Annotated in this window: 8 protein-coding genes; all 8 read right to left on the minus strand. The window is 42.2% G+C overall.

Annotation, left to right across the window (positions count from 1 at the left end; genetic code table 11):
- Positions 1–133: 133 nt before the first annotated feature.
- The 8 genes from AQ505_RS08010 to AQ505_RS26310 all read right to left on the minus strand — a co-directional run bounded on the left by AQ505_RS08010 (position 134) and on the right by AQ505_RS26310 (position 12,451).
- A complete protein-coding gene (locus tag AQ505_RS08010) occupies positions 134–1,687 on the minus strand; it encodes a serine/threonine protein kinase (RefSeq protein WP_062547697.1) in 1,554 nt (517 codons plus the stop codon).
- Complete coding sequence (locus AQ505_RS08015; protein ID WP_062547698.1) at positions 1,687–2,490, minus strand: FHA domain-containing protein; 804 nt, start codon at positions 2,488–2,490, stop codon at positions 1,687–1,689. Before AQ505_RS08015 ends, AQ505_RS08010 begins: the two co-directional genes overlap by 1 nt.
- 11 nt (positions 2,491–2,501) lie before the next feature.
- Positions 2,502–6,485 (minus strand): FtsW/RodA/SpoVE family cell cycle protein, encoded by a 3,984-nt coding sequence (locus AQ505_RS08020; protein WP_062547699.1) that lies wholly within the window; start codon positions 6,483–6,485, stop codon positions 2,502–2,504.
- A gap of 49 nt (positions 6,486–6,534) precedes the next feature.
- Complete coding sequence (locus tag AQ505_RS08025; protein ID WP_062547700.1) at positions 6,535–7,959, minus strand: PP2C family protein-serine/threonine phosphatase; 1,425 nt, start codon at positions 7,957–7,959, stop codon at positions 6,535–6,537.
- A 101-nt stretch (positions 7,960–8,060) separates the two neighbouring features.
- Positions 8,061–9,011 carry a hypothetical protein gene (locus AQ505_RS08030; protein WP_062547701.1) on the minus strand — a complete coding sequence of 317 codons (951 nt, stop codon included), beginning with the start codon at positions 9,009–9,011 and terminating at the stop codon, positions 8,061–8,063.
- Between the two features lie 126 nt (positions 9,012–9,137).
- Positions 9,138–11,690: an SEL1-like repeat protein gene (locus tag AQ505_RS08035; RefSeq protein ID WP_062547702.1), complete on the minus strand. Its 2,553-nt coding sequence runs from the start codon at positions 11,688–11,690 to the stop codon at positions 9,138–9,140.
- A 190-nt stretch (positions 11,691–11,880) separates the two neighbouring features.
- Entirely contained in the window at positions 11,881–12,288 is a 408-nt protein-coding gene (locus tag AQ505_RS08040) for a hypothetical protein (protein ID WP_062547703.1), read from the minus strand.
- Positions 12,248–12,451, minus strand: a complete 204-nt coding sequence (locus AQ505_RS26310) for a hypothetical protein (RefSeq protein WP_157262251.1) — start codon at positions 12,449–12,451, stop codon at positions 12,248–12,250. The genes AQ505_RS08040 and AQ505_RS26310 overlap by 41 nt, the downstream gene beginning before the upstream one ends.
- Between the last annotated feature and the right edge of the window lie 279 nt (positions 12,452–12,730).

The raw sequence follows: 12,730 nt of genomic DNA on the forward strand, positions 1-12,730 counted from the left end.
GAAGAGGGCTTTATGTGGTGTAAAGCTATAAAAGTTGTTGACTTGAGTTGCCGGATGCGGCCTTGGGAGCAAATACTGAAGTGGGGATGCTTCAGCTGTTTTAGGGAAGTATAAAAAAAGGAATAAGCTCAGCTTATTCCTTTACTTCTTTAAGGTCGTTTTTATTCAGCCAGCCTTTGGTGACTTGTCCGTCTTTATTGGTATGCGTCACATAAATAAAGCCTTTGTCTTCTTCAATGACGTTAAACTTGGCATTGTTCCATAAACCCAGAACACCATTTTTTTGTGCATTTGCATTTGCCGCTTCATAAAAATAAATAGTTCCTTTAGGCAGCTGATATTTTTTACCCTCACTAACAATGGTAACTGTGCTTTCTTTTGCCTTCGCTTCAGCTTCTGCGCGTTTTGCAGCGGCAGTCATCTGTGCTTCATATTCTTTTTTCAGACTATCAATTTCAGCCTGCTGTGCTGCAGTATCAATGGCTACCGGCTGTACTTGTGCCGTTGTATCAGGGACATATTCTGGTTCATTTCTAGTGGTGTCAGCTGCCGCTATATGAGTCGTATCCAGTATCGCTTTTTGCTTAGCCGAACCATCATCCTTCATGAAAAGGCCATAGACGGAAAGCATGCTCAACATCACGATACAAAGAATCATCAGGCTGAAAACCGATTTCGACAAGAGCATCTGGTCTTTTGCCGGTTCCAGTTTCACTTCTTCTTTCTGATAGAAAGGAGCTGGCTTTGCTGCCGGCACTGCAACTGGTGCTGCTGCTACCGCATCGCCACCTCTGTGTATAATGGCGTCTTGTAAGACTGCACCATTTGCATATCGTTTTTCAGGGCGTTTTTCTAAACAGTTTTTGATGATGAGCAATAACCATTTCGGGACATGTGCCTCCTTTTTTCGTTTCTCCTCATCCCAGCTTTCCGGCAATCGGTTGATACGTAAAGTGACCGGGTCTGGAACTTCCGCTTCCATGTGCGAAATCATGACCTGATTACGCGAACTTTCGTTCTTATTGATCAGTGGAAAAGGTACCGTTCCTGCAAGTAGCTCGTATAGGATGATGCCATAGCTATAGATATCTGTTTGAAAAAACATCTCGCCGTCATGCTGCTCAGGAGCCATAAACTCAACTGCACCAGCATGGCGCAGACTGGTACGGCGCTGCTCATCAGACATGATCGCCAGACCAAAGTCCAGCAGCACATAATTACCGGTTTCCGTATTGAATTTTACGTTGTTACTTTTGATATCACCATGTTTAATCCCTACCCGGTGACAATGGGCAAGTGCATTGGCCAGCTGTTCGGCCAGTTTAATGACTTCCTGGATCGTAAATATTGGGGGATGAGGGGGCATTAACAACTTCTCCAGATCAGGCCCTTCAATATACTCCATCTCAATAAAAGGGAAAGAGCCACTTTCGGTAAGTCCTGATCCCAGTATTTTTACCACATTAGGGTTGGGTACTTCATTTACCTTTTTAAGTTTTTCTACCTCATTTTTAAACCTGATGAAGTTCTTATCATCCTCACTTTCCGTATGGATAGGCGTAGGCATGATCTTCACTGCGGTGATGATGGTGCCAATCCGTTTACCCTTATATACAGAACCCTGGCCGCCTGTACTTAGGGCACCCAGATTTTCTAATCCTTCTGTTATCGTAAAAACTTTACTCATTATACAATATTAATAATTCCTGAATTAATATAACTAAATTCTAAAACTGCAAGTTCACCTAAAATGATTTGATCCCCTTCCTGTAAGGTATGGCCGATCTCGGCAACATTTAGTTTTACCGGAGTATGGTCGCCAACCGACCTCATTCTTACCTTATTGCGCGGTGGAATACCACCTTCATCTGCAAACAATAGAAAGGATCCGGTATTGCTGTCCCATTCTATGTGCGCATGCTGTCTGCTGATAAATTTATTGGCCTCTTCTGTGCTGTCATCATAAAAAGCAATGTGGTTGATTCTGAAAAAACCATCACTCACCTGAACCTTGGCTGCTCTTCCAATATTGATCTTTCCATCGGCAGCAGTAATCTTATATTCCATCTGCTCTGAGGCTCCGTTCAAAGTACGGATATAGGCTGTGCTGGACTTAGTAACGACTACATGTTCCGGTGTCCTGATGTAAAGTGCAGCATTGATATTGGATAGTTTGATGGCATCTGCAGGTAATTCTTCTACGAAATTAACCTGTAAGGTCCAGTCGCTGGGTAAATCTATTGCAAAATCATCAACTATGCGCTGGATTTCATTTTTAAACCGCAGTTCATCCTCCACAAAAACCGCGGATTCGTACATAAACCGTTCTGCAGGCAAACAGGCTAAGAGCAATGCGAGGCCTTTAATGTGCTTGCCTTCCCCACCTTCAAGTTTCTGAAGTTCCTGCTTGATCGCAGTGAGCAATGCCTCTCTAATGGCTTTTACGTCCTGCAGAGGTTCTGGTGTGCGCTTACTAAATAGATTAAACATACAATCTCTTTTTAAGTTTTACTCTGTTCTTTATTTACGTATCCTAATTTTAACAAGGCTGGAATCACATGCTGACCAGCCAGTCTAACGGCTCTGCTGGAGCCGCGGGTAGATTCAATTCTAATACAGACCACAATGTGCCCTTTGCCATTAGCTTTAGGTGCATAAAAGGTATACCAGCCATCATTTATCTTTTCATTTTTCCAGATCCGCTCTGGAGTACCTGTTTTACCAGCTACTTTTAAACCTAGTATAGCGGTTTTATTGGCACTTTGTTTCAGCATATATCCACCAATGGTATTTGCATATTGCGGGTTATTGCTCAGCTGAGTGGCGGGATTCACTGCCGTTAAGGAATCACTAATTTTCAATACATAGCGGTTGGCTACCAGGTTGCCGTTATTGGCTATGCCTGAAATCAATCTGGCTACAGCAGCAGGTGTTGCAATGAGTTCACCTTGTCCCCATGCCATGCCTGAAATGCCCTTAGCCCTGGTCCGGCGAATGCGTGTCGGGTCGTATTTAGGCTTGGTATTGAATTCTGTTCTTCCCCAAAAGGCCATCCATTTGGCTTCCTGTTTCAGGTTTGCGGTGTCTCTGCCATAGTAATAACCACCCACACCATGTAAAAACATTCCTGTTTTTAAATATAGACTGGCCATTTCATCTTGCAGGTGTTCCTCATTGGCAATTTTTATGAAGTAAACGTTATTCGATTTTACCACTGCCTTTTCCATATCAATCCGTCCGGTTTCATCGGGCTCGATGCCTTTGGTTCGAATTCGCTCTGCCATTGTCACATTGTAGGTTTTATTCGCTGCTTCAGGGCCCAGCTTATTAAAAGCAGCCATCGCGGTCAGCACTTTTGCTGTTGATCCCGGTGGGGTAGCAGTAGTAAAGCCCAGATCTGAAGTGGTATACCATCCGGCCATTTTATTTTGTTCGGTGGTACTCGTATTGAGGAGATCCCAGTTTTTAATAGGAGGAAGAGGGTATACTGCGGAACTGAGCACATCGCCAGTCGCATCTTCCATAATCACGACGGATACCCTGCTGTTTCTGATGGCGGTATCCTGTGCCATCGTATTTTGGATGGTCGTTTGTAAGGCGGCATCTATGGTCAGTTTCACATTGCGATTTCGCTTTTTAAAGGCTTCGACTTCGACGCTGTTGATGCCTGAAAGTAAAAGGGGAGCCAATGCGGCATAATCTCTTTTGCTGAGGGTCATTTCTTTCACTCCTCTTGGCAGGAACCTGTTTTCGCGGTATTTATGAGCCTGGGTATTAAAGGAAATCGTTGGTGTTTTAAATCCTCTGAGTTCTGCGCCATGCTCATATTCGGCAAAATAGCCATTGGTACTGCCATTAAAAACATTGGTATTCTGATCGCCAACCCAGAAAAATAACTGTTCCTCAAAAGGATAATATCTGTCTACACGCTTATGCTCTGCAGAATCCAGATTATAAGCAATCCCTGCATTACTAAGTTCCTGATGTTGCTTTTTGATGTGTTCAGGGTTGCCGGTTGCCAATATCAATCCGTTTCTGTCGTATAAATCACCTGCAGCCAGTTTGTTCATTAAGATGGCAATTCTGGGATTATAACTGAACATTCTTGCACCACTTCTATCGGCTACCATGGCAGGCTGTACGACCCATTTTTTATTGTGGGTAATGTATCCGGTTACGGTGAATGAAAGCAATAAGATCGCTATACTTGCTGCCAGCAGGGCAGGAACTAGGTTTTTATCCTGTTGTTTGGTGATGTAGGTCATTTGTACATCGGTGCCTTTGACCAGAGATACAGCCAGTAAAAAACCTGCGGCCAGCATATTGGCCACTAATGAAGAACCACCGTAACTGATGAAAGGAAGTGCGACACCTGATAAAGGCAGCGCGCCTGTCGAACCACCTGCGATGAGTAAAAACTGGATAAATAAACTGATGCCTATTCCTGCAGCCAGGTAGAAGAGAAAAGGCATACCGGTTTGCCGTCCGATCAGGATCGCCCGGTGTAGGAAAATGAGGAATACAATGAATATTCCTATAATGCCGGCCAGGCCAAATTCTTCTCCGATTGCGGGTAAGATCATGTCTGTATGTGCTTCAGGAATAGTTTTCGCAAAACCTTGTCCGATCCCCTGGCCACTGATGCCGCCACTGGATATTGCCCAGATGCCATTGGCTACCTGATCACCGCCATATACTTCATTGTTCCATGGGTCCTGCCAGATCGATTTACGTTCGCTCAGCCTGTTTACGGGGCCTGGAATCAGTTTATCCAGATAGGGAACCTGGTCGATCAGTAAGAATGCGGCCATGACGACTACAATCATGACGGCCGATTCGCTGGTCTTTTTATTGATCACCATAATCAGTGACACCAATGCTGCGGTCACTAAAGTTGCGACCCATACATTCAGCAGCCATGCGCTAATCACGTAGATAATAATTGCGCTGAGCATCATCATAAAATCGCCTCTGGAAAAAGAGAAGAGGATGATAAAAGTGAAACAAACCACCATTGCAGGGCCCAGATCGCCTAGCAGTAAGTATAAAAATATAGCGCCGAGAATGGCAATTAAAGCAAAAGAGAAGAAGAACCAGCGTTTTTTCCAACTGCTGTATTCGGTAATGAAGCGTTCATTTGAAGCAAAAAATCCAGCAAGAAAGAGGATGATGGCATATTTCACAATTTCACTGGGCTGTACACCAAATAGGTTCACTTTTACACCACTGCCTTCCGGACCGGTACCAAACACGATGGTAAAGGCCAATAAGCAAAGTGCCAGGATGGCCCATTGCCAGCCTTTGGCCTTGCTGAAGGCATTTTTGACCAGGAACATTCGGTATAAACGGGAATCGACATTGAATTTGCGCAGGTTTAGGGAGAGGATAATTCCGATACTCAATACGCCTATGCCATAAAAAATAAGGCTGTCACGGGCTAGAAACCGATCCCTTAGGGGATCTTGTAAACTCAATAAAGTTAGAAAAGAAAGCCCGGTCATCAGCATAATGATGGGCAGTATCAATTGATCTGCCTGCGGGTATTTTACTTTTAGCAGGAAATGAAGCAGGAAAAAGCCACTAAAGAAACAGCCGACTATAGTCCAGTACCATTGGTTATAGTTTTCGGGCGTCCGTACAATCAGTGATTTTTCTTTTTTAAGGATTTTGAAATCTCGGGTTGAAAAAAGTTTAATGCTGTGGGGAGATAGCTTGAAATTGAGCGTCACCTCTTTATCCAGTTCCTGCAGGCCCTGCGACTTTCCGAATTGAGCGCCCGGTTTTAGCGGGAGCACGCTATAAGCTTCATGGTCTGGCAAATGCTGGAAATGGTATTCGCCCTTTGCGTTGGTTCTCAAATAAGCAATGAAAACATTTACCACCTCGTCTTCAGTATAGGCTGTGTCCTGGGGAAGGATCATTTGCAAACGAACCAAAACACCAGCAACTGGCCTGTTTGCAGTGTCGGTTATTTTTCCGCTCAGCCCATAGCTGCCTTTGGTAAAATCTCTTACTGATGGCAATGATGGAGGATTTTTTTGTTCCTGCTGATATTTTAGAGAGTCTGTTCCTGTAAAACCCAATAATAGGCGCGATGCCAAAACTCTTTCTTTAAAGTTTTTTCCGCCATTTGAAAAAGCGAGATCTGCAGGAACGAAGAATTTGCGTTTGTTCAGCTCACCAATGTTGTCTATAGCCTGTTGATGCTGCGAAACCTGACTGCTCACTACCTGTTCAATCAGGTTGATGTCTTTTTTATCCTCGAAATAGTATCCTTTGATCAGGAGGTTTTTAATCTTTTTACCGGGCTCTGCATCATTTAAATTCACCATAGTACCTTCCTTCAATCTCGGATGGATTTCCGTAAAGGTTTGCTGCTGGGTAAAATAAAGCGTTACAAATAAGGCCCCCAATACGATCGCACTGAGCAGTAAAAAAATACGCTCAATTTTTCTGTTTTGGGGAGTTGCTGTTTGTTTGCCCATGTGATGGATTTAGTCTGGATAATTGGTTTATATTGTTTTTTGCTGTATGTTATTTTGGCTTTACCGCCGGGATATCCGTTCGTATGAAATTTACATTTTTCAGCAGCACCCCTTTTTTCTGCAAAGCGCTATTGTCTATCACATTTTCTAAAGTAAAGTTCTCCAGTAAAATACTTTTATTGCTTGGGGAGATCAGGAATGCCGGTCCTTTATAACCGGTATCACTCTTGATGACCAGGTTCCGCTGAGCCTTGAGGTATAAACTATCTCTGTTAATCTTTATGGGTTCAGTAATCAGGATTGGCGATTTAAATAAGGTCGTGTCCAGAATCAATATGTTCCCTTTCAGCTTATTCAGGGTGTCCTGGAGTCTAAAGGCCTGAGAGGGGGCTACTACTGTCGAATCAGGAAGAAGGGCGGGCTTAGTTTCCAGATGTTGCTGGTTCCAGAAAAAATAAGCGATTGCGGCAATTACCACAAAACCAAGAATCAGCAATGCCGGATTTAATTTATTGCCTTTCCTTTTATCCGGTACCTGAGTTAAATCTTCGTTGTTTTCCGGAATTGTGCTTTCTGAAACTATTATTTCCAGATTGGTTTGTGCTGGAATTTGCTGTGCTTGATTTGTTTTTTCTGCTGTTGTTTTTTCCGAAGGTAGACCAGCTGTTACGATTTTCTTCTTCCTGGCTTCAGATTTTGGTTTTGTAGCTTCATGAACAAATGTGGCTTTGTCATTTTTAACCAATACTACCGTGATGTTATCGCGACCGCCATTCGCATTTGCGAGGTCGATTAAAGCCTTACCTTTTTGTTCCAGACTAATGTCTTTAAGCAGGATACTGGTGATACTTTCTTTATTCACCATATCCGACAATCCATCGCTGCAAAGCAGGATCACATCACCGGGCAGAAAAGGAGATTGTCCGATTTCGATGTCTTCTTCCTGTCCATTTATACTTCCTGGGAAACCCAGTGCTTTGTTAATTTCATTACGCTTTGGGTGCAGCATGGCCTGTTCCTCTGTTAAACGCCCTGAATCCTCCATGAAGCCAACAAAAGATTGGTCTTTAGAGATTTTGATTAGGGAGTTGTCGCGCAGGAGATATAGTCTGGTATCTCCCACATGTGCGTAGTAGAACAAATTATTGTTCAGGTCTGCGATGGCAATTGTAAGTACGCAGGCCATGTCTTCATGTGTTTTTTCCTGCTGTTTGGCAGATAAGATGCGATCGTTTGCTTCGGTAATTGCGTTTCGCATCAACTGCAGGATGTCGCCTGTTGGCTGGTCCAGCTGAGTTTTTATCGTCTCTTTCGCAATTGCAGCCGCTACTTCGCCGCCGGCATAACCACCAACACCATCAATTACGCAGGCCAGGACCAGTTCGTTCTCTGCTGTTTTTTGTGCAACAAAGGTATCCTCATTATTGCCGCGGACTTTTCCTACATCTGTAATTCCAAAATAGTTGTTATCCATTATTCCTGTTTATTGGTCGAGTTTTTAATCGACATAAAATGTGCGATCAATAAGATGATACATATGAGCAATAACGCTAGGGACAGGATTTGTGACATACGCTAGGCTTTAAATATATTGATGCCGATAATTCCATTCAGGATGATTTTTGAGTTCAGCGGCAATTCCACCCAATTCGGATCTTCCGGATTACTTCGTTCTACCAGGTTTTCATTGAGAATAGTTTTCTCTCCAAATGAGGAAAGAAAGAACTTATCTTCCGTTTTACGATAGCGGATTTGCAAGTGTGGGGAGTTGACCCATTCAGAAGGGATTTTGAAAATATTGGCCTCTTCCCTGATTTCTTCGTTCCCAGAAATGATGAGGTCATTAGACATCATCAGGTACTCCAGTTTTTTTCCTGAGTAGGCTTTATCGGGTAGGGTGGTTTCAAACCTTGCCAGCAATACATTTTCTACGACCGGATCATTTTTAGGTGCAGATTTTATATTGGCCACGTAGGGGATTTCATAATATCCTTCACTGTAAAATATAAAATCCTTTAGGATATCATTACTGATGTCGAATGTTTGGGCCAGCCCGGTTTGACGCGGAATAAAAGTCACCCGTAGGTTTTCTTGTTTCTGACCACCATCAGGCATTAATTTACCGATAAATCCTTTATCTCCAGGTTTATAATCCGGGTGAGAAACAAAGCGAAATACCCATTTATTACTAGATGGTTCCACTCTTTTTCCTGTTTCGGCGTAATCGTTCAATACTTCATAAAACTTCTTTACAGATTCTTGCGCAATTAATCCAAAAAGACCATTTCTATTGTCCATAAATGCACGGTAATCATCGGTGTTTAAGCAAATGATGTACTCATGATAAAAAACTATGCGTTCCGCAAAGGAAAGTTCCGCAATAGATTCTTTGAATTTCTCTATGATATAGGTATAAACGGTATCTGGCGTAAGTGGTTGTGCCTTAGCTACAGGATCAGTGTTGTTATTGCTTAAAAACCAATCTTGTATACCTATTCGCTGCCAAAAAGAAGTTTTTTCTTCCATTAATTAACGTTTAATGATCTGGTAAATTTTTATATAACGGTAAAGCTAGGTAATTCATTGTTAAAATAACTATGATGCGCTATCGTTGCAGCCCTCATCAGTAGGTTTAAGTTATAGATCAAGAGCTCAATTATAAACCGAACCAACCTTTCTTTTTTTCAGGAGTTCTTCCGGAATCTCCAATTCTGCTGCTTTGGCTTCTTTTAGATGCATTTCTACTTTCTTTTCATCCTGGAATCCCTTTTCATTTCTGTAGATCCGGGCAAGTTCGATGTGTGCATGGGGATAGCCCAGTGCTGCGGAAAGTTCAAAGTACTTTATCGCCTGCTTATTGTTTTTAGGGGTTCCCAATCCTTTGCTATTTAGATTGGCGAAGTTGAAGGCAGATACTTCATTTTCTTCCTCAGCACCCAGCTTGTAATACTCCAATGCCTTTTCGTACGCTGCTTTTAAATCGTGCAGGTATCCTAGCCAGGTATATTTGGGTTCACCTTGTTCTTCTGCTAATTGAAAGTGGACTAAAGCTTTATCCAGATCATATAGCGGAAGGCTTTCATCTGAATAGATCTCAGCCAGATTGTTATTTGCTATTGCGATTTCTGCATCCGCAGATTTATTTAACCAGTACATCGCCTTTTCAATATCAGCTGCACATCCAATCCCCCGTTTGTAGCACATGCCCAGGCCATTCATGGCATCTTCATCACCAGTTAAGGCATTTTTCTGGTACCAGAAATAGGCTTTATCATGATCTTCCACCTCCTCAATACTGTAGTAAGTATGTGCCAGATTGTTCATGGAAGGGTTATGGCCTTTTTCTGAGGCGATGGTATAGTAGTAAATGGCCTTTTTATAATCCTCCTCCTCGTAAGCCTGCTCGCCCTGTTCAAATAAAGTGTAGGTATCGCTAAGTTCATCCTCGATCTGCTGATCGGTCATTTTCCGACCTTTACCATAACTGATCAGTCTTTTCCTGCTTTCTTCATCAAAATAGTAAGCATAGTCAGCACTGGCATGTTTCAGGGCAGTCTCTTTATCGGTTGGTGTAATACTGTTTTCGCTTATGGTATACACCTGATCATCTTTGAAAGCATATCCGCAGCCATCCTCTTCCGGTTTCCGGATGACAAGGTCAAATATAAAGTCGCTAAATTCCTGACTTGCCGGACTTGCAATCGCCCAGGTTTTATTTTTCTTCAAAGCGAAAATAGGGCCCTCTAGCCAGATGATCTGCTGATAGTTGTCCAGAGGAATGAGCCAGGACAATTGTTCCGGATTTCCATTGAAAATTCCTTTTTGGTCTCCTTGATGGACCAATGCCTGATCTGTATAATCATAGTAGCCGACCTGGGTAATTCCAATGTCCAATATGGCATCATATTCAAATAGGAGCACAAAATCTTCCGTTTTTCTGCTGATGGCAGCGTGTTTTTTTTCTTTTCTAATCACCAGTAGATCCGGGAAATTGGTTTCCCTACTTAGTTTTTCAAATCCTGCAACCAGCAAGGTTCCATCCTTTTTATAGATCGCATTGGAATTAACGCCTTGATGAGGTTTGATCCATAATAAACCTTCCTCAATGTTTTCTACGGCGGAATCGGGAAATTCACCCAGGTAATTGAAAAGTTCATTGAAAATCTTTTCATTTTTCTGTCCGGGGATTTTAACGTGGTAATAGCCATATCCTTCCTGAATTTCATTTTCATGCTCAAAAGGGATGACTACTTTTCCGGCGGCAGTGATGACACCGAACAGTCCGTTACTTGCTGTATTATAATGGGTTCCATTATTGAGACTTTTCAGGTCGTCATAAATGATTGGTGTGATCTGTTCGCCTTTAGTATTGACCAAGCCCATTTTTCCTTGTAATGCCACCACAGCGACTTCCGAATATTCAAAGTCAAAGGCGTCATCCCAAACTAAGGGAATTACAATTTTTCCGCTGGTATCCAGGTAGCCATATTTGCCATTTTTTGAAACTACCGCGAGGTCATGGTGCCCAAAAATATAAAACTCATCAAACTGAGGACTGAGTATCACCTCGCCTTCTTTATTTTTAAAGCCCCAGAGCTGATTTTCTTCGAATAATTGAAACTCTTCTTCTTCTTTGTACTCCTGATAGATGCAGATCCAGCCATATTCATAGTCTTCATAATTCAAAAGTTTCGAGAAGGTGGTAAAAGCAGGGCTGACCTCTTTAAGGTTTTTGTAGTTGAGCAAACTGATGTCGTCTGCGTCCATTGCGGCTGTAATGATCCGATTATTATAGGCTATATTCGCCAGCCATTCGGCTGCCTGCTCTTCATGAGGGGTATCATCCATATTGAATATGTCCCACATATCGAGGTGGAAAAAGGTACCATCCAGTTGATCGAGGTAATTGAATAGCTTATCCCTGGCTTCTTTAAACTTTTCTAAGTTTTCAATGAGCCCGGGCTGTGCTTCCAGGAAATTATAAAAGCGTTTCAGGTTTTCAATACCTGGTTGAGCATCATAAAATAAACCGGAATTGTTAAAGTCTACGTGATTGTTGTAACTGTTGCCGGCAATAAATCCACCTTCAATTAATAGCGGCTGAAGCATAAGCGGCATTTCATATTTCCATTCCATCATCATGGTGTCGGAATTTTCAGCTGTTGAAGGAGTATCGAGATTGTATAAATAGGCGCGGTGTGACAATTTAGTTGAGGTTAAAGGGTTTCGTTAAGCGTAATAAATTCAGAGCCAATTTTATGCCATTATTGAGCTGCTTATCGTTTTAGGAGCACAAAAAATGCATACCTGGTCGATATTTTAATTTTTTGAACAATTAAAATGGACAGGTGGTAGGTATTTAACGATAAAATTATCTTAATAATTGTTAATCCGGTCAGGATGGTGGGGGATAAGAAGTGTAATTATAGACAGGTGCTGAAGAATTGAACTGAGAACTACTCCATTGGAAGGATTGCTGCGCAGTAATAGGTCTTTGAAAAGTATTTGTCTGCGGAATTGCGGCTTTCTTTCTTTGTGAGATAGGCTTCATTACTTGTTCAGGAGCAGGGATTTGTGGCTGTTTTTGTTCAGGAAGATTTAAGGATCCTGCATAAACACTGTCGGAAATTTCCGTTGCATCTTCATTTATAAAGGTACTATAGGCCTCCATTAGGCTTTCTTTGAGGTTTTTGTCGATGGCAACAATTTCTCTACCTTCCTGTCGTCTGGCTCCGCTCATTACCGTTTTTGAAATACCTGCGTCAGGGGGATGGATCAGCAGCATGGCGCGGTAGAAAGGCATTTACAACAGTCATTTGCTGACAATTGGCTTTTCTTGCCGGTGTTAATGGTTTTGTGCTGTGTCCGATGGTCCTGACCACAAACTTACCGTTCAATAGATAACCGACTAAATTGCCTACCCGACCACTAAATCCTCCGAATAATCCATTGTTTAGGCTGCCCATGCTGTTGGTTTTTAGTTGACTTACAGTAGTTTGTGAGGAGTAAGGTACGAAATGATTTCGAAGTAAACCCGTAATGAGGGTTAATATATTTAATCGTAAATAAAACCTAAATTAAGTATTGATAGGTCATTTTAACCAATGGAGGACCTATTAACCACCTATAAGAGATTAAGCAAGAACTTTTAAAAAGTATCATCAAATAAAGAATATGCGCTTAGCAGGGCTTCTGTATCGTAAGAAAGATCGGTTTACCAGGAATACTGGAATGTAAGTCCTTGT

This window comes from Pedobacter sp. PACM 27299, assembly GCF_001412655.1.
GTDB lineage: Bacteria > Bacteroidota > Bacteroidia > Sphingobacteriales > Sphingobacteriaceae > Pedobacter.